This window comes from Pseudonocardia sp. D17 (assembly GCF_036984265.1).
Taxonomy (GTDB): Bacteria; Actinomycetota; Actinomycetes; order Mycobacteriales; family Pseudonocardiaceae; genus Pseudonocardia; species Pseudonocardia benzenivorans.
The window spans coordinates 1-17,952 of record NZ_BPRG01000010.1 but is presented as its reverse complement, the minus strand read 5'-3'; the positions used below and the strand labels follow the sequence as shown (position 1 = coordinate 17,952).

Annotated in this window: 17 protein-coding genes; 8 read left to right on the top strand and 9 right to left on the bottom strand. The window is 71.2% G+C overall.

Annotation, left to right across the window (positions count from 1 at the left end):
- Positions 1-20: 20 nt before the first annotated feature.
- Positions 21-506, bottom strand: a complete 486-nt coding sequence (locus tag PSD17_RS01605; RefSeq protein WP_013672470.1) for a carboxymuconolactone decarboxylase family protein — start codon at positions 504-506, stop codon at positions 21-23.
- Positions 507-606: 100 nt separating this feature from the next.
- On the opposite strand from PSD17_RS01605, the gene PSD17_RS01600 reads away from it, so the two are divergent.
- The gene (locus tag PSD17_RS01600) at positions 607-1,545 is read left to right on the top strand and encodes an RNA polymerase sigma-70 factor (protein ID WP_013672471.1); all 939 of its coding nucleotides are present in this window, start codon (positions 607-609) and stop codon (positions 1,543-1,545) included.
- A 24-nt stretch (positions 1,546-1,569) separates the two neighbouring features.
- Here the strand turns inward: PSD17_RS01600 and PSD17_RS01595 are convergent, their stop codons facing one another.
- Positions 1,570-2,373 carry an MOSC domain-containing protein gene (locus PSD17_RS01595; RefSeq protein WP_173400030.1) on the bottom strand — a complete coding sequence of 268 codons (804 nt, stop codon included), beginning with the start codon at positions 2,371-2,373 and terminating at the stop codon, positions 1,570-1,572.
- Between the two features lie 152 nt (positions 2,374-2,525).
- On the opposite strand from PSD17_RS01595, the gene PSD17_RS01590 reads away from it, so the two are divergent.
- Positions 2,526-3,644, top strand: a complete 1,119-nt coding sequence (locus PSD17_RS01590; protein WP_013672473.1) for a winged helix DNA-binding domain-containing protein — start codon at positions 2,526-2,528, stop codon at positions 3,642-3,644.
- A 70-nt stretch (positions 3,645-3,714) separates the two neighbouring features.
- Here the strand turns inward: PSD17_RS01590 and PSD17_RS01585 are convergent, their stop codons facing one another.
- Positions 3,715-5,337 carry an ABC transporter substrate-binding protein gene (locus PSD17_RS01585; RefSeq protein WP_339121059.1) on the bottom strand — a complete coding sequence of 541 codons (1,623 nt, stop codon included), beginning with the start codon at positions 5,335-5,337 and terminating at the stop codon, positions 3,715-3,717.
- 554 nt (positions 5,338-5,891) lie between these two features.
- On the opposite strand from PSD17_RS01585, the gene PSD17_RS01580 reads away from it, so the two are divergent.
- Positions 5,892-6,941, top strand: a complete 1,050-nt coding sequence (locus PSD17_RS01580) for a methyltransferase (RefSeq protein WP_339121058.1) — start codon at positions 5,892-5,894, stop codon at positions 6,939-6,941.
- Positions 6,942-6,976: 35 nt separating this feature from the next.
- On the opposite strand, the gene PSD17_RS01575 is transcribed toward PSD17_RS01580, so the two are convergent.
- Genes PSD17_RS01575 through PSD17_RS01565 form a run of 3 tightly spaced genes read right to left on the bottom strand, consistent with a single transcriptional unit; the run spans position 6,977 to position 9,947 of the window.
- Complete coding sequence (locus PSD17_RS01575; RefSeq protein WP_339121057.1) at positions 6,977-8,131, bottom strand: thiolase family protein; 1,155 nt, start codon at positions 8,129-8,131, stop codon at positions 6,977-6,979.
- On the bottom strand, positions 8,128-8,733 hold the full coding sequence (locus tag PSD17_RS01570; protein ID WP_339121056.1) for a carboxymuconolactone decarboxylase family protein: 606 nt from the start codon (positions 8,731-8,733) through the stop codon (positions 8,128-8,130). Before PSD17_RS01570 ends, PSD17_RS01575 begins: the two co-directional genes overlap by 4 nt.
- Positions 8,733-9,947 carry a CaiB/BaiF CoA transferase family protein gene (locus PSD17_RS01565; protein WP_339121055.1) on the bottom strand — a complete coding sequence of 405 codons (1,215 nt, stop codon included), beginning with the start codon at positions 9,945-9,947 and terminating at the stop codon, positions 8,733-8,735. The genes PSD17_RS01570 and PSD17_RS01565 overlap by 1 nt, the downstream gene beginning before the upstream one ends.
- A 146-nt stretch (positions 9,948-10,093) precedes the next feature.
- Between PSD17_RS01565 and PSD17_RS01560 the strand changes: the two genes are divergently transcribed.
- The gene (locus PSD17_RS01560) at positions 10,094-10,807 is read left to right on the top strand and encodes an IclR family transcriptional regulator (RefSeq protein WP_132975137.1); all 714 of its coding nucleotides are present in this window, start codon (positions 10,094-10,096) and stop codon (positions 10,805-10,807) included.
- Here PSD17_RS01560 and PSD17_RS01555 read toward each other — a convergent pair.
- Genes PSD17_RS01555 through PSD17_RS01545 form a run of 3 tightly spaced genes read right to left on the bottom strand, consistent with a single transcriptional unit; the run spans position 10,804 to position 12,960 of the window.
- Positions 10,804-11,604: a sugar phosphate isomerase/epimerase family protein gene (locus PSD17_RS01555; protein ID WP_339121054.1), complete on the bottom strand. Its 801-nt coding sequence runs from the start codon at positions 11,602-11,604 to the stop codon at positions 10,804-10,806. The two genes, PSD17_RS01560 and PSD17_RS01555, sit on opposite strands and share 4 nt — an antisense overlap.
- Position 11,605: 1 nt before the next feature.
- Entirely contained in the window at positions 11,606-12,673 is a 1,068-nt protein-coding gene (locus PSD17_RS01550; protein ID WP_339121053.1) for a YncE family protein, read from the bottom strand.
- A complete protein-coding gene (locus PSD17_RS01545) occupies positions 12,670-12,960 on the bottom strand; it encodes a YciI family protein (RefSeq protein WP_013672482.1) in 291 nt (96 codons plus the stop codon). The genes PSD17_RS01550 and PSD17_RS01545 overlap by 4 nt, the downstream gene beginning before the upstream one ends.
- A 190-nt stretch (positions 12,961-13,150) precedes the next feature.
- On the opposite strand from PSD17_RS01545, the gene PSD17_RS01540 reads away from it, so the two are divergent.
- The 4 genes from PSD17_RS01540 (at position 13,151) to PSD17_RS01525 (ending at position 17,845) form a co-directional block, all read left to right on the top strand.
- Entirely contained in the window at positions 13,151-14,512 is a 1,362-nt protein-coding gene (locus PSD17_RS01540) for an LLM class flavin-dependent oxidoreductase (protein ID WP_339121052.1), read from the top strand.
- Positions 14,513-14,743: 231 nt separating this feature from the next.
- The gene (locus PSD17_RS01535) at positions 14,744-17,080 is read left to right on the top strand and encodes a molybdopterin cofactor-binding domain-containing protein (RefSeq protein WP_013672484.1); all 2,337 of its coding nucleotides are present in this window, start codon (positions 14,744-14,746) and stop codon (positions 17,078-17,080) included.
- A gap of 16 nt (positions 17,081-17,096) precedes the next feature.
- Positions 17,097-17,567 (top strand): (2Fe-2S)-binding protein, encoded by a 471-nt coding sequence (locus tag PSD17_RS01530; RefSeq protein WP_013672485.1) that lies wholly within the window; start codon positions 17,097-17,099, stop codon positions 17,565-17,567.
- Complete coding sequence (locus PSD17_RS01525) at positions 17,564-17,845, top strand: hypothetical protein (protein WP_132975139.1); 282 nt, start codon at positions 17,564-17,566, stop codon at positions 17,843-17,845. The genes PSD17_RS01530 and PSD17_RS01525 overlap by 4 nt, the downstream gene beginning before the upstream one ends.
- Positions 17,846-17,952: the final 107 nt, after the last annotated feature.

Genomic DNA, 17,952 nt, shown 5'->3' with positions numbered 1-17,952 from the left:
GCGGACCCGATCCGCCCGGGTCAGCCCGCCATCGCCGCGAACATCCCGGGTTCGTAGGACCCCGCGGGGGTGCGGGCGATGACGTTGATCCGGTTCGCGGCGTTGATCAGCGCGACGAGGCAGACCAGCGCCGCGGCCTGCTCGTCGTCGTAGTGCTTGCGCACCAGGGCCCATGTGTCGTCGGAGACGCCCGTGTGGGCGTCGGCGAGCCGGGTGCCCTCCTCGGCGAAGGCCAGCGCGGCACGCTCGGCGTCGTCGAACACCGTCGCCTCGCGCCACGCGGCGACCAGGTGCAGCCGCTGGGCGGTCTCGCCGGCGGCCGCGGCGTCCTTGGTGTGCATGTCGGTGCAGAAGCCGCAGCCGTTGATCTGGCTGGCGCGCAACGACACCAGCTCCTGGGTCGACTTCGGCAGCGAGGAGTTGGCGATCACCAGCGAGGCGTTGGCGAAGCGCTTGCCGAACGCGGCGGCGGTCCGGTCGGCGAAGAGATCGATCCGGGGTTCCATGGTGTGGCCTCTCTCGTTGTCGTTCCTGACGCACACCAGATGCCGGCCGGGCCGCCCGCGTGACAGGTGCCGGGGGTGACACGCGTCACGTCACACCAGGGTGGGGTCCGGTGTCTCCTGGGCGACAGTCCACTCCGACCGGAGGGGGAGCCACGTGGAGCCCGACGCTGCGACCGCCGCATTCGTCGCGCATCGCAACCTGCTGTTCACCGTCGCCTACGAGATGCTCGGGTCGGCCGCCGACGCCGAGGACGTCCTGCAGGAGACGTGGTTGCGCTGGGTCGAGGTCGACCTCGCGACCGTGCACGACCAGCGGGCCTACCTCGTGCGGGTCACGACCCGGCAGGCCCTGAACCGCCTGCGCACCATGGGCCGTCGCAAGGAGTCCTACGTCGGGCCGTGGCTGCCGGAGCCGCTGCTCACCGCCCCCGACGTGGCCGAGGACGTCGAGCTGGCCGAGAGCGTCTCGATGGCGATGCTGCTCGTCCTGGAGACGCTCGCCCCCACCGAGCGCGCGGTGTTCGTGCTCCGCGAGGTGTTCGGGCTGGAGTACGACGAGATCGCCGACGCCGTCGGGAGGACCCCGGCGACGACCCGCCAGATCGCCCACCGGGCGCGGGCCCACGTCGCGGCGCGGCGCCCCCGCAGCGTGGTCTCCGAGGCGGAGACCCGCGACGCACTCGAGGCGTTCCGGCGGGCCGTCGAGACCGGCGACCTCCAGGGGCTGCTCGACCTCCTCGCCCCGGACGTCGTCCTGCTCGGCGACGGGGGCGGGATCAAGCAGGCCGTGCCGCGGCCGATCGTCGGCGCCGACAAGGTGGCCAGGCTGCTCATCGGCGGGCTCGCCCGGGTGGCCGGGGGCATCACGATGGAGCCCGTGCAGGCCAACGGCCGTCCCGCGCTGGTGGTGCGGCTCGATGGTGAGCTCGACAGCGTCGTCGCGGTGCGTATCGACGACGGCCGCGTCACCGGCCTCTACGCCGTGCGCAACCCGGAGAAGCTGTCGCACATGGACCGCGAGACGGCCCTGCGGCGCTGAGGCCCCGGCGGGCCGCGGTGGAGGTCAGCCCAGGGTGGCCTCGTCGCCGACGCGGATCGTGCCGCCCCGGACCACCTCGGCGTAGCAGCCGGCGCACGGCAGCGTCCCGAACCCGGGGACGTCGACGCGGTTGGCCGCGAGCAGGGCGCGCACCGCCTGCGGGGACCGGCCGAGGTCGCCGTGTTCGAGGGTCGGCACCGAGCAGCGGGGCGTCGGTAGCACCAGCCGCAGGACGACGTCGTCGCCGATCCGCAGCTCGCGGCCGAGCCAGGAGTTCTCGACGAACGGCGGCGTCCCCGGCGGGGTCTGCAGCACGAGGTTGGGCCGGTACCGGACGTGCTCGACGCCGATCTCGTCGAGCGTCGCGCTGGAGATGAGGTGCACCGGCGCGTAGTCGACGAACGTCGCCGCGGGGGAGCCCTGCCCGATCTCCAGCGTCTCCGCGTGCACGGCCGCCTCGACGCCCTCGGCGAGGACGTCCTCCGGGTCCGGACGTTCCACGGTCGCGCCGTCGGGGCGCTCGGTCGCGACGCGCACCACGCGTCCCAGCTCGGCGGAGAGCTTCTCGTCGACCCCGGCGGCCGTCGCGTCGAGCGCCCACCCGGACGGCGAGGTGATCACGACGCCGTCCCCCCGGACCGACGCCGTGTACTTCAGCAGGTGCCGCCACAGCCGCGGGTGCTTGGCAGTGGCGACGAGGCCGGTGTCCTGATCGATGACGGCAACCCTGCGGTCGCGGGACACGCCCGCCTCGTCCAGCCGCGCCTCCGTGACCTGCTCGCCGAGCATCGACTTCACGGGATAGCGCCACATCGTGGTGACCTGCATCCGATCACCGTCGGTCACCGGGTGGCGACTTGTCAAACGTACGACCGCCCGTCGCGCGCGCCGAGTCCCGGTTCCGATGATCGCGTCGGCCCCGGGCGATACGGTCGGATCATGCCGGGTCGTCCCTTCTCGCCCGTCGGGCGGCGCGCGTCGTGACCACGATCGACTCCGGCGGCAGGCTGTCCTCACGCGCGCTCAACCGCGCCGCGCTCGCCCGCCAACTCCTGCTCGACCGCGCCGACATGCCGGTCCTCGACGCCGTCGCGCACCTCGGCGGCCTGCAGGCGCAGGAGCCGCAGGAGCCCTACATCGGGCTGTGGTCGCGGGTGCGTGCCTTCGACCCCGCGACGTTGTCCCGGCTGCTCCTGGACCGGCGCGTCGTGCGGACGACGCTGATGCGCCGCACCATCCACCTCGTCACCGCCGAGGACGCGCTGGGCTGGCGGGCGCGCCACGACGCGATGCTGCGCCAACGGATGCTCGGGGCATACCGGCGCGAGCTCGAGGGCATCGACCTCGACGAGCTCGCCGCGGCCGGCCGGGAGCTGACCGCCGACGGGCGGCCGCGGACGCAGTCGGAGATCGGCAGCGCGCTCGCGCGACGCCGGCCAGGGCCCGGCCCGCGCGTCCTGGGCGAGGCCGTCGCGTCGGTGCTGGTCCCGATGGTGCAGCTGCCCCCGCGCGGTCTCTGGCGCGAGTCCGCGGGCGTGCGGCACCTCCCGCTCGCCACGTGGCTGGGCCGGGAGCCGGACCCGCCCGCACCTGAGGGGACCGACCCCGTCGGGGAGCGGCTCGTCCGTCGGTACCTCGCGGCCTACGGGCCCGCGGCGTCGGCCGACCTGCGGGCCTGGTGCGGTCTGGCCGGGCTGCCCGCCGCCGTCGCGGCCGTCCGCGCCGAGCTGGTCTCCTTCCACGACGAGCGCGGCCGCGAGCTGCTCGACCTCCCCGACGCGCCGCGGCCCGATCCCGACACCCCGGCCCCCGTGCGGTTCCTGCCGGCCTTCGACAACGCGATCCTCGGCTACGACGACCGCAGCCGGATCGTCGACGACGCGCACCGCGGGCTCTCGGTCGCGGGGCAGCGTGTCGTCCTGGTCGACGGCCGGGTCGCGGCGACCTGGGCCGTCGAGGCGTCGACGGTCGTCGTGAACCCGTTGCGCCGCTTCACCCGCGCCGACCGGGCGGCCGTCGCCGAGGAGGCCGGGGCGGTCGCCGGGTTCCTGTCCGACGGCCAGAGCCGGCGGGTCCGGGTCGCGGCGTCACCGCGCTGACGACCCCGGGACGTGCGACGACCCCGCGCGGGCACGGGCCGCACGGGGGCGTCGCTCGTCGAGCCGGATGTCAGCTGCTCTTCCACGTATCGGCGAACCAGAGCTCGCTCGACAGGTAGCGCTCGACCCCCTTCACGTTCGGCCGGGCGATGGCCGCCTTCGCGGCGCGGGCCATCCACAGCACGGGCAGGTCGGCGTTGATCAGCTCCTGCGCCTGCTGGTAGTCGCTCGCCCGCTCGGCCGGGTCGGACGTGCCGACGGCGTCGTCGAGCAGCGCGTCGACCTTCGGGTTCGAGTACTTCCCGTAGTTGTTGATACCGCCCGTGTGGAACTGGTTGAACATGAACGGGTACGGGTTCTCGTACGGTCCGCTGATCCACTGGACCATCTGGAACTGCCCGCCCTGCACGACGGTGGTGATCAGTGTCGAGATGTCGTCGGTGTGGACCGTCGCGTCGATGCCGACGGCCGCCAGCTGGGCCTGCATGAACTGGCCGTACTGGATGTTGACCGCCGACGTGCCCTCCTCGATCTCCACCGAGGGGTCGCCGCCGCTCGCCTTGTAGTCGGCGACGAGCTGTTTGGCCTTGTCCGGGTCGTACTTCGGATAGGCGTCGGCGGCCTTGGCGCTGTAGTTGGGGTCGCCGGGCGCGAACGCCGTCGTCGCCAGCGAGCCGACGTTGCCGTACTGCGTGGCGTTGAGCGCCTTCGGGTCGATGGCCATCGCCACGGCCTGCCGCATCCGCGGGTCGTCGAACGGCGCCTTGTGCATGTTGAGGTAGAAGAACTCGCCGTCGCCGCCCGGGCCGTAGTAGGTGCGCAGGTTCGGGTCGGCCGACGACCGCTGGACCTCCTGGAAGAAGCCGCCGATGTCGAGGTCGATGTCGCCGTTGACGACGGAGGCGTAGCGGGTGTCGGTGTCCGACAGCGGCCGGAACTGGATCGCGTCGAGGTACGGCTTGCCCTTCTGCCAGTAGTTCGGGAACCGCTTGACGTCGATCTTGTTGTTCGGGATCCAGTCGACGAACTGGAACGGGCCGGCGCCGACGGGGTTGCGCCCGTAGTTCGCGCCCTCCTTCTGGATCGCCGTCGGTGACGCGATCGTGCCGAGGTTGCCCGAGGAGAACGGCAGTGCGAAGTCGACCGGGAAGGAGCCGACGGGCCGCTTCAGGTGGAAGGTCACCGTCAGGTCGTCGGTCGGGTCCATCGACGCGATGGGCTCGGTGTAGAGGTGGCCGAGCGCGGCGGGATTGGTGAGCTGCCGGTTGACGTTGAAGATCACCGCCTGCGAGTTGAACGGCGTCCCGTCCTGGAACGTGACGTTCGGTCGCAGCTTCAGCACCCAGGTCGTGCCCTGGTCCGGTGTGGTCATCGACTCCGCGAGGAACGGCTGTGGGTTGCCCGCCGCGTCCATCCGCAGCAGCGAGTCGTAGACGGCCGACGCGATCAGGTTGGAGCCGATCGTCGGGTCGAACGACCGCGCCTCGGTGTACATCCCGACGACCAGCGTGCCGCCCGGCGTCGGCGTGCCCTCGGTCTCCTTGTCCCCGCCGGTCGGGTGCGACACGTCGAGCCCGGCGTTGCCGGGTGCCTTCTCGGCGGTCGGGGAGCTGCCGCACGCGGCGAGCGCCAGCGCCGTCGCGACGGCCGCCGCGGCGAGCGCGACCGTCCTCGTTCTCCTGCGGACACGCACTGTGATCTCCTCGTCCGTGACGTCGTTGTACGGAACGGGGCCCGGTGAGCATTTCCCCGGGTCTTCGTCCGGAAATGCCGTGGGTCGGGGTCGGAACGTGTGCGCTCGGCGGCTCGACCGAATTGCGTTGCGCGTTGACCCGGTGAATGTGGCCGGGAAAACGATAACAGTGAGCGGGGCCACCCACAATGCGGAGCCGATCGAGCCCGAGACTTCGCCAAAGGGATGAAACGGTCGAAAGTGACTGCCATATCTGCAGGTGAGAGGACTGCTGCACAGAACGGTGGGTCCCCGTGCAGCCAACGACAGGAATCCGTGCACGGATAGTCAGGTCCTTTGGCCGCCATCCTCCGGTCGCTCCACAATTGATGTTGCCGGATCTTCCCGGGAATATCCGGAACGCATTTATCTACGTGCGTCCGGGTGAAGACGGTGCCGCCGGCGCCCGGCGGGTCGGCGGCACCAGCGCGCGCCAGGACTTGCGTCCGGATCGCCCTGTTGCCGAGGATCGTCGCGGCGTCGACGCGCACCGGAGGTGGAGTGTGTCCGAAACCGTGTCCGACAGCCGAGCCGACGCCGCACGGCTCCTCGAGATCGTCAACAGCGCGTGGATGCCGCAGGCGTTGCGCGCCGCGGCCGAGCTGGGGGTGCCGGACCTGCTCGCCGACGGGCCGCGGACGGCGGCCGACGTGGCCGAGGCGACCGGGGCCCACGCCGCCTCCCTGCACCGGCTGCTCCGCGCCCTGGTGACGATCGACGTCCTCACCGAGGACGGCGAGGGCGGGTTCGCCCTCACACCGATGGGCGGGCTGTTGCGCGCCGACGTCGACGGCACCGTCCGGTCGTGGGCCATCTACCAGGGTCGCGACGTCTGGGACGAGTGGGGCCTGATGCCCGAGGCGGTCCGCACCGGGCGCAGCGGACGCGAGATCGCCCACGGTGCGGGCGGCTTCGCACCGTTGCGCGACGACCCACGCCGCGCCGCCACGTTCAACTCGGCCATGGCCGAGCTGACCCGGCTGTCGGCGCGGGCCGTCGTCGCGGGTCACGACTTCGGCCGCTACCGCCGCGTCGCCGACATCGGGGGCGGCTACGGCGAGCTGCTCGGCACGATCCTTCGCGCGCACCCGGGAAGCACCGGAATCCTGTTCGACCTCCCGCACGCCGTCGACGCCGCGGCGGGGCACCTCGACGGCATGGGCGTCCGCGACCGCTGCGAGATCGTGAGCGGGAGCTTCTTCGAGGAGGTCCCCACAGGAGCCGACCTGTACGTCCTCAAGAGCGTCCTGCACGACTGGGATGACGACCGCGCCGCGGAGATCCTCGCCGTGGTGCGCCGGGCCATCGGTCCGGGAGCGCGGCTGCTTCTCGTCGAGCGGCTGATGCCCGACCGCATGCGCGCGGTCCCCGAGCACCGGCTGCTCGCCCGCGCCGACATGAACATGCTGGTCGCGCACGCCGCCCCGGAGCGGACCGAGGGCCAGTGGCGGGCCCTGCTGGGGTCGGCCGGGTTCGACGTCGTCGCCGTCACCCCCATCCCCGGCGCCGCCACGGCGATCGAAGCCGTGCCCGCGGTGGGTGGCGTTACCGGCCACGGCCGGTAACGCCACCCACGGGCCGGTTCAGCCCGAGCGGGTGCTCACGCCGCGACGAGGAGGGTCGCGACGGACGTCGCGTAGTCCCCGCCCATCCAGCCACCGGAGTTGACCGACAGGGCGTGCCGGACGCCCTCGACCTGCCGTGGACCGGCCTCGCCGCGGACCTGGCGGCCGAGCTCGGCGAGCTGCGCGAGGCCCGTCGCACCGAGGGCGTGGCCGCGGCTGAGCAGCCCGCCGTCGGTGTTGACGGGCGCGTCGCCGTCGCGCCCGGTCCGGCCTTCCAGCACGGCGGCGGCACCCTTGCCGGGCTCGGCGATCCCGATCTGCTCGTACTGGACCATCTCCGCGTAGGCGCAGGCGTCGTGCAGCTGGAAGACGTCGATCTCCGACGGCGCGAGTCCGCTGCGCCGGTAGGCCTGCGCCGACGCCCGCTCGACGACGGAGTCGCCCTCGCGGTAGCTGACCAGCGTCGACACCGCGACGCGGACCCGGTCGCCGGAACGGGCGGCGGTGAACACGAGGGCGGCGGCGCCGTCGGTCAGCGGGGAGCAGGTGAGCAGCTTCAGCGGGTCGGCCACGGGCCGGCTGGCCTCGACGTCGTCGCGTGTGATCGGGGCGCGGAACTGGGCGTGCGGGTTGTCGGCGGCGAACCCGCGGTTCTTGACGGCGATCGCGGCGAGCGCCTCGGTGATGTCGCCGTGGGCGGCGGCGTAGGCCCGCGCGGCGGCGGCGTAGGCGCCCATCATCACGGAGCCGCCCTCGACGTCCTCGCCGTCGCGGTTCAGGGAGAGGTCGGTGCCGGACTCGATCGCGGCGAAGGAGCGCTGCTTGTCGGCGTGGAACAGCTTCTCGGCGCCGACGGCGATCGCGACGTCGACCTGCCCGGACGCGACGGACAGCCAGGCCAGGTGGGCCGCGGAGCTGCCGGAGGCGCAGGCGTTCTCGGTGTTCAGGATCGGGATGCCGGCGAGCCCGGTGCCCTTGAGCGCGACCTGCCCACGGATCATCTCCTGCCCCGACAGCACACCGGCGGCTGCGTTGGAGAACACGGCGGACCCGACGTCGCCCGGCGTCAGACCGGCGTCGTCGAGCGCCGCCGTGACGGCCTCGGCGGCGAGCGAGCCGAGGGTGCGGTCAAGGTGCTTGCCGAACGGGGTGGTGGCGATGCCGGTCACGGCGACCTCGCGCAGGCTCACTGCTGTTTCTCCTTGTCGGGGGCGTGGCCGCAGGTCGACCCCTGTGAGTGGGGCCAGTCGGGCAGGTCGGCGTCCTTGACGACGCCGGTGGCGTTGAGGAACCCGGCGGCCATCCGGTAGAACCCGACGAGCACGACCAGCTCGACGCGTTGCACGTCGGTCCAGCCGTGGCCGAGCGCGGCCCAGGTGGCGTCGGAGACGTCGACGGCGTCGAGGACCTCGTCGGCGGCGCGGAGGAGCGTCAGGTCGCGCGGCGACCACTCGTCCGACTCGGTCGCGACGCGCGCGATCTCCTTCTCGGTCAGGCCCGACTTCCCGCCGATCAGGACGTGCTGCGCCCACTCGTAGACGCAGCCGCACCGCCACGCCGTGCGCAGGACGACGAGTTCGCGCTCGCGGGCGGGCAGCTCGCCGCGGGTGAGGAAGAAACCGCCGAGGACGTTGAACCGCTTCATCAATCGTGGGTGCCGGGCCATCGTCCGGAAGATCGCCAGCGGGACGCCGCGGTCGTCGCCCATCGTCTTGGCGAGCATCTCGGCGACCTCGGGCTCGGGATCGTCGACGGGTGTGACGCGGGGGTCGGCGGCGTGCGCGAACGGCATCAGCCGACCACCTTCGACTCGCGGAGCGCGGCGATCTCGGTGTCGTCGAGGCCGAGGCGGCTGCGCATGATCTCGTCGGTGTGCTCCCCGAGCGCGGGCAGCGAGGCGGGCTCCTGGCCGACGAGCGAGCTGGCCACCTTGATCGGGTTGCCGATCGTGCGCACGACGCCGAGGTCGCGGTTCGTGGTCTCCTGGCGCATCTGGCGAGCGAGGACCTGCGGGTCGTCGAGCAGGTCCTCCGTGGTGTTCACCGGGGCCGAGGGCACCTTCGCGGCCTGCAGCTCCGCGACGGCCTGGGCGCGCGTGCGCACACTCGTCCATCCCTCGATCGCGGGCCGCACGATCGACTCGTGTGCCTTGGAACGCATGTGCCCGGTGACCAGATCGGGATGGTCGACAAGGTCGGGACGGTCGATGCACGCGCACAGCGCCGCCCACTCGCGCGGATTGAGCACGGCGATGATCACGTATCCGTCGCTGGTGGCGAACGGCCCCCACGGCGACTGCAGCGCGTACTGGCCACGACCCATCGACTCACCGAGGTGCTCCTGGTAGGCCATCGGCAGATCGTTCATGAGCAGGGAGGCGTCGAACATCCCGATGTCGACACGAGTGCCCTCGCCGGTGCGGTCGCGGTCGCGCAGCGCGACGAGCGTGCCGGCGAACGCGCAGGTCCCGGAGAAGATGTCCGACATGGCGAAGCCCATCCAGGCCGGTGGACGGTCCTTCTCGCCCGCGAGATGGGTGAGCCCGGCCATCGCCTCGGCGATGATCGCGTAGGCCGGCTGGTCCCGGTACGGGCTCGGAAGAACGTCGTCGTGTCCGAAGCCGCTGATCGACGTGTAGACGAGTCGCGGGTTGAGCTCCTGCAGCCGCTCCCACGGGAACCCGAGCCGGGCGAGGACGCCCGGCCGGAAGTTCTCCACGAGCACGTCGGCCTGGCTGATCAGCTCGGCGAGGATCTCCTTGCCGCGCTTGGACTTGAGGTCCAGCTCGATGCTCTTCTTCCCGCGGGTGAACCGCAGGATGTTGAGGTTGGTGGAGCCGCCGGGGCCATGGAGCTCGTAGCCGGCCCTTCGGTAGGTCTCCCCTCCGATCGGCTCGACCTTGATCACCTCGGCGCCGAAGTCGGCGAGCATCATGCTCGTCACGGCGCCGCTGACGATCTGGGTCAGGTCGACGACCGTCACGCCGTCCAGTGCGCGTCCTGCCACGAGTCCCCCGCTCCTAGTTCCCACGCTCACTGGATGAGAACTACGCTTGCCAGATGGAAACACGGTAGGAACGAGTCGGACGTCAGTCAAGGCCAGGTCGGCCAGTAGGCTCGCACGTGATCGGAAGGGGAGTGGCGGTGCGCTCGATGCAGCGGGTGGTCGCGATCCTCGAGGCCGTCGCCGCATCCCGCGGGCCCGCCACCGCGGCCCGGGTCAGCGCCGAGACCGAGCTCTCCATCTCGACGGTCTCGCGGATCATGCGTGATCTCGCCGAGGAGCAGATGCTCGACCGTCTGGACGACGGCTCGTATCTGCTCGGGTCGCGCATGTTCAAGCTGGTCCGCGACGCCCGGGAGGGCGGCGACGCGATGGCCACGATCCACCGGGTGCTCGCCGAGCTGCGCGACCGGACGGGCGAGACGGCGTCGCTGCACGTTCGTCGTGACGACACCCGCGTGTGCATCGCGTCGGTCGACAGCCGCCACGAGCTGCGCCGGGTCGTGCCGGTCGGCGACGCGATCCCACTGGTGGGCACCGCCACCGGACACGTCCTCATGGCCGAGCTGTCCGCCGCCGAGCAGACCGCGCTGATCGACCGGGCGCGGGCGACCTCGTCGCGGGTCGAGCTGTTGGGCCGGCTGCGCGAGGCCGCCGAGAACGGCTGGGCCGTGCAGGCCGACGGGCTGATCTCCGGCGTCACCGGGGTCGCGGCGCCGGTCCGGGTGGGTGGGCGGATCGTCGCGGCCGTGACCCTCTCCGGCCCGACGACGCGGATGCCGACCGAGGTCGTCGAGAAGATCCTGCCCGACCTCGAGGAGGCGGCGCGCCGGATCGAGCCGTGGGTGCGGGAGCCGTCCTAACCGGCGAGTGCGGCCCGCCCACCCGCGGCGGCCCGGCCGGCCGCCTCGGAGAGCGGCAGCGCGTTGTGGTCGCGCGACAGCACCTCCACCGCGAGCGGCGCGTCGATGCCCAGGCGGTCGAGCTCGATCAGCCAGCTGTGCAGGTCGATCACCCCGTCCCCGGGAGTGAGGCGGAACTCCAGAGCGTCCTCGACCGGATCGGGCCGTGGCGTGGCGTGCATGTCGTTGAGCTGCACCGACACCACCAGGTGGGCGTAGGGCTCGAGGTCTTCCGGGCCGACGCCCGCTCGGTGCACGTGGTAGGCGTCGAGCACGATCCCGGCGTTCGACGCACCCGACGCCGTGATCAGGGCGGCGGCGGCCGCGGGTGTCGACACCGGCGAGTTGGCGCGCGGCTCGAAGCCGACGGTCAGCCCGTGCTCGGCGGCCCGCGCGCACATGCCGGCGAAGCGCTCCGCGAGCCGAGGTTCTTCCACACCGACGAGCTGGATCGTCGTCACCTGGCGGCAGCCGAGCGCGTCGGCCAGCGCGAAGACGGCCTCCTCGTCGTCACGGCCGCCGGAGTCCCAGCCCTTGAGCGGCTCGATCTCCGGCGCGGGGAAACCGCCGAGGGCGGCGACGACGGCGTCGATCCCCGCCGCGACCACCTCGGCGGGCGCGAGCGCGAGACCGGTGAAACCGGCCGCCTCGGCGGCGCGGGCTCTGTCGCGCAACGAGTGTCGCGGTGGCTTGCTCATGTGTTCGCCGGTCAGCGTGAAGTAGCTGGCGACGAGGTCGGTGCGGTCGAGAAGGCCCACGTCATTCTGCCTTTGCGGGCACGAGCGCCATACCGTGCGTCCCGCCGAAGCCCGGCCCGATGTTGTTGTCGAGCGTCGCGACGACCTCGTACGTCGTCAGGTCGACGACGCTCACCGAGCCGGTCTTGAGGTTGGCGACGAACGCCGTGTTCCCGTCGGCGGAGAACCGCGTGGTGAACGGCAGCTCGTCGACCTCGACCGCCGCGAGCAGTGTCATCGAGTCCGGATCGACGACGTTGAGCCGGCCGCTGACCGGCCCCGGCGGGCTGTCGGGGGAGGGGAACAGGAACTCGGTGACGACGACGCGCCCGTCCGGCGCCACCCGCAGCGCGGACACGTACTCGTCGAAGTCGAGCCGGCCGACGACCTCGTCGGTCGCGGTGTCGATCTTCAGCAGCCGCGGGGTCGGGGTGCCGGGCGGCGGGGTGGCCTTGTTGAGCTGGCCCTGCGAGACGTTGATGACCAGGCTCATCATCGGCGTGGCGACGAACGCGAACCGGCCGTCGGGGGAGCAGTCGATCTCCTCCGCGCCGCCGGGCGAGGCGATCTCGGTGAGCTGACGACGTTCCCGCAGGTCGGCGACCGAGATGACCGGCGCTTCCTTGTGCGCCACATAGGCCTTCGACCCGTCCGGCGTGATCGCCATCCAGTGCGCGTTGCGGGCCTGCAGCGGGATGTTGGCGACGACCTGCCGGCTCGCGGGGTCGAGCACGACGATGCCGTTGCCGCCGTCACCGGTCTCGACGCCGGTGTAGATGAGGTCGGCCGCCGGGTCGAACTCGACGTCGTGGGGCGCCTCGTACGGGCTGATGTCGATGATGTCGACGACCTTGCGTGCGTCGACGTCGATCACCGAGATCTCGTGCGCCTTCGGCTTGCCCTCGTTGTACGCGCCGGCCCGGTAGGTGTGGGCGAGATAGGCGAGTCGGCGGCCGGCGTCGAAGGCCATCTCGTGCGGCTGGGCGACGAGGCCCTCGACCGTCTCGAGCTTCTCCAGTGTCGCGGCATCGAAGAAGTCCAGCGTGCAACCGAACTGGCTGCACACCAGCAGGACGTCGCTGCGGCTCACGCCGGCACCTCCAGGTTCAGCGCCGGGTCTGCGAGACCGGCCGTGAACTGGACCAGCTCGTAGGTGGCGGTGCCGTCGACGACGAACGGGTCGCCGTCGAAGATCGTGCGGGCAGCGGCCTCGTCCTGTCCGTGGGCCACGATCACGCCACCGGGCGCGCCGATGCGCGGACCGGAGAACAGGAACCGGTGCGCGTCGACGTTCTCCTGCACGAAGGACTTGTGGGCAGCGAAGAGCGGGCCGTCCCGGTCGATCTCGCGGTGGTACGTCAGCAGGCACACGAACATGGCGGTCGTCCTCGATCCGTCCGGCGGGTACCGGCCCGATCATTCCCCCGGGCCGTCGGTCACGTCCAGGGTTCGGCGGCTTCCAATTCTCACTTGATGGTTGTTACGCTCACTCAGCGACTCGTGATTGTGGCGAATCGAACAGGACGATCGAGGGGCCGACGACGACGCGGCCGGAGAAGGAGGAGGCGTGTCCGCAGGCCGCGCCAAGGAGATCCGCTTCAACGCGCTCGAGCAGGGCAACCCGAGCTTCCAGTCGTTCGGGCTGTGGGCCCACCCGCGCGACAAGGCGGTCGACTACACGTCGATCCGGTACTGGGCCGAGTACGCGCAGCTGTTGGAGCGCGGCCTGTTCGACAACCTCTTCATCGCCGACGTCTACGGCATGCCCGACGTCTACCGCGGCAACGCCGACGGCGCGCTGCGCAACGGCTCGCAGGCCCCGAGCGTCGACCCCGCTGTCCTGCTCCCCGGCATGGCCGCCGTCACCGAGAACCTCTGCTTCACCATGACGGGCAGTGCCACCTACGAGCGCCCGTACCAGTTCGCGCGCCGGCTCTCCACGCTCGACCACCTGCTCGAGGGCCGGCTGGGCTGGAACATCGTCACCAGCTACCTGGGCAGCGGCGCCCGCGCGATGGGTCTCGACGGATTGATCCCGCACGATCGCCGCTACGACATGGCCGACGAGTTCTGCGACGGCGTCTACCGGCTGTGGGAGGAGTCCTGGGGCGAGGGCTCGCTGCCCAAGGACAAGGCCACCCGCGTCTACGCCGACCCGTCGAGGATCCGCCGCATCGACTTCGACGGAGAGTTCCACCGCTTCAGCGCGATCCACGCCGTCGAGCCGTCGCCGCAGCGCACGCCGGTCCTGTTCCAGGCCGGTGGCTCCACGCGCGGCCGGCAGTTCGCCGCCACCCACGCCGAGGGCATCTACCTCAACGGCACGACGATCGACATCGTCCGCGACAAGATCGCCGTGATGACCAAGGAGCTGGAGGCCACCGGCCGCCCGCGCGACTCGGTCAAGTTCTTCGCCGGCGTCTCGGTGTTCGTCGACGAGACCGAGGAGCTCGCCCGCGCCCGCTACAACGACTACCTGAAGTACTCGTCGTTCGAGGGCCTGATCTCGACGATGTCGGGACTCATGGGCATCGACCTGTCGGAGTATCCCGTCGACAAGCCGATCGAGTACGAGGAGAACGACTCCAACCGCTCCGCACTGGAGATGTTCACCCGCGGCAACAAGTGGACGGTCCGCCAGGTCCTCGAGGAAAAAGCCTTGTGCGGCACCAACATGGCGCTCATCGGCAGTCCGACGCAGATCGCCGACGAGCTCATCCGCTGGACCGACGAGACCGACCTCGACGGCTTCAACATCGCGCGCATCGTCGCGCACGAGACGTACGAGAACTTCATCGACATGGTCATCCCGGTCCTGCAGGAGCGCGGTCGCTACAAGACCGAGTACACGCCGGGCACGTTCCGCGAGAAGCTCTTCGGCACGTCCCGCATCCCGGAGACGCACCGGGCCGGTTCGTTCCGCCGCTGATCCGCTCACAGCTCACTCGGTCGGGTGGACTTGGGCCCGCGGTTGTCCTCTGGCCGAGACATCTTGCGGATGCAAACGTAGGGCCTGACCCGCGGATGTGCTGCGTGTACCGCTGAGTAACCAACATTTCGGTGGCGATCCGTCACGTCACCGTCGAATCCCGTCCTCGTTGTCGGGCTCGTACCCGGTCACCCCCCCTCGACCGGGTCGTCCCCAGAGCAGAGGACACGCATGGCCCACCACAGACTCGCGTCACCGCCCAAGGAGACCGGACTGCACCGGTCGGTCGGACGGCGGAAGTTCCTCGGCTACCTGATCGCCGCCCCCACGCTCGTCGTCGCCGCCGAGCTCGCCAGGGAGCAGGTGTTCGGTGCCTCCGAGGCGTTCGCGACGATCCCCTCCCCGCCGCAGACGCCGGAGGCCTACGACCTCCTCGACGCCCTCCGCGACGCCGCACGCCCGACCGCGAACCTGATCCGCGTCGAGGTCAACAAGGACGGCACCGTCTCCTTCGCGCTGCCCCGCTCGGACAACGGGCAGGGCATCATCACGTCGACCCAGATGATCATCGCGGAGGAGATGGACCTCGACGTCGACCAGGTGCAGGTCACCCTGGCCGACGCCCGTCCCGAGCTGCTGTTCAACCAGATCACCGGCGGGTCCAGCACCACCTTCACGACGTACACGCCGATCCGGGTCGCGGCGGCGCTGGCCAAGGGCCGGCTCCTGGAGGCCGGCGCCCAGCTGCTCGCGCAGGACGTTCGGACCGTCACCGCGCGCAAGGGGCTGGTCCTCGGCTCCGGCGGCCGGTCGATCCCGTTCTCGGCGCTCGCCGAGAAGGCCGCCAGCTCGACGACGCAGCAGGTCGAGGTGGTCCTCAAGGCACGCGAGTCGTTCACGGTCATCGGCAAGGCGCAGAACAAGACCGACGCGCGCGACATCGTCACCGGACGGAAGGTCTTCGCGACCGACCTGCAGATCCCCGACGCGCTCCCGACCGTCATCTGCCGCGCGCCGGACCTCAACGGCACGCCCGGCGATGTCGACAACATCGACGACGTCCGCTCGATGCCGGGCGTCACCGACGTCGAGCCGGTGTCGACGGGCGTCGCCGTCCGGGCACGCACCTTCGGCCAGGCCATCGACGCCGTCAACGCGCTGAAGGTGAGCTGGAAGCGGGGGACCGTCGCGGGCGAGAACGACGACTCGGTCCTGAAGCGGGTCAAGGCGGCGGAGCTGCCGATGGCCGTGCCGGCAGGCGTCGGCCGGACTATCGACCGCTCCTTCACGTTCTACTTCGCGAGCAGCAGCTCGCTGGAGACGAACTGCTGCATCGCCGACGTCCGCAAGGACCGGGCCGAGCTCTGGGGCCCGATGAAGAACCCGATCGCCGCGCAGGGTGACGTCGCCAAGATCTGCGGGCTGCCGGTCGGCGCCGTGACGATGCACGTGACGCAGGGCGGCGGGTCGTTCGGCCGCAAGCTGTTCTACGACGCCGCGCTCGAGGCGGCCGAGTGCTCCAAGGCGTTCGGCAAGCCCGTGAAGCTCATGTGGACCCGCGCCGACGACTCCCGCCAGGGCCGCGTGCACCCGATGTCGACGGGCCGGGTCCGGGCGCAGATCAACGGCGACTCGGTGGTCAGCTACGAGCAGCGGCACACGAGCGTCGCGACGCAGATCAACCCCGGTCTGGGCGAACCCGTGTCGGCCGCCGCGGTCAAGGCCCCGCTGGGGAACCTGACGCTCTCGGAGAGCATCTTCGAGCTCACGCAGGTGACGCCGTACGAGTTCGGGGTGTCGACGCGGTTCCTCAACGAGGTCGACATGCGGTTCAACACGACCTCGATGCGCAACATCTACTCCCCTAACGTGGCCACCGCCCGCGAGGTCATGGTCGACCAGATCGCCGACGCGATGGGCAAGGACCCCTACGAGTTCCGGCGCGGCTTCCTCAAGACCGACCGGCTTCGGGCGGCGCTCGACGCCGTCGCCAAGAAGGGCCGGTGGGGCCGGTCGATGCCGAAGGGCACGGCGCAGGGGCTCGGCATCCACACCGAGTACAAGGGCGTGACGGCCGCGCTCGTCGAGATCGACTGCCGGCCCGACACGGTGAACCGGCCGATCCGCGAGGGCGTGACCGGGCCTCGCGTCACGAAGGTGACCTTCGCCGTCGACGTCGGTCTCGTGATCAACCCCAAGGGCCTCGAGGCGCAGATGATGGGCGGCATCAACGACGCCCTCGCGCTGATCCTCACCTCCAGCCTGCACCTCGACGACGGACACTTCGTCGAGGCCAGCTGGGACAACTACTTCTACACGCGGCAGTGGAACACCCCGCCGGACCTCGACATCATCATCCTGGACTCCGAGGCCGACGAGCCCGGCGGCGCGGGTGAGTTCGGGCTGGCGGCCACGTGCGGCGCGATCGCGAACGCCTACGCGCGGGCGACCGGGACGGTGCCGGAGTACTTCCCGATCAACCACAAGGACCCGTTCCCGTTCGAGCCCAAGCCGACGGTCCCGCCGATCCCCGAGTCGCCGACCGACGGCCTCGACCACACCTACTGACCCGACCGGGAGCGCAATGTCCACGCACACCTTCACGCTCAACGGCGAGCGCGTCACGGTCGACGTCGAGGACGACGTCCGGCTGCTCTGGGTCATCCGCGACATCCTCGGGGTGACCGGGCCGAAGTACGGCTGCGGGATCAACGTCTGCAAGGCCTGTACCAGCCACATCAACGGCAAGGCCTTCAACCCCTGCTCGGTGCCGGTCGGCGCGATCTCGGCCGACGACGAGGTCACGACGATCGAGGGTCTCGCCGACGGGGACACGCTGCACCCGATGCAGGAGGCCTGGATCGACCGCGACGTCCCCCAGTGCGGGTACTGCCAGCCGGGCCAGATCATGGCGGCGGTCGCCAAGGTCAACCAGTGCAAGGCCGAGGGCCGCGACGTCGACGACGACGCCATCGAGGAGATCCGCAACATCTGCCGTTGCGGCACCTACAACCGCATCCGTGAGGCCATCAAGGCCGGCGCGGAGAACATGTGAGGCACCCCGTGAAGAAGGCGATCATCGCCGCGCTGGCGCTCGGCGGCGTGGTACTGCCCGCCGGCACCGCATTCGCCGACGAGCAGCCCCCGAGCGACGCGTCCCAGGCCCTCAGCGCCGTCGGCGCGACGGGCGGGGCAGCCGCCGACTCGTTCGTCGACGCGGCGAACGGCAACGGCCCGACCGGCGCCGACGGTACCGAGTCCGAGGTCCCGGCCCCGTCGTTCAACTGGCTCGAGGGCCCGGCGAGCGGCCTGCTCGACGGCCCGTTCGACTGACGCCTCCCCGACGTCTGCGCGACGGGGCCCGGCCCCCGACGGACGAGCGCCCCGGACCCTGCGTGGGTCCGGGGCGCTCGTCGTGGGAGGTCAGTTGTAGGCGTGGT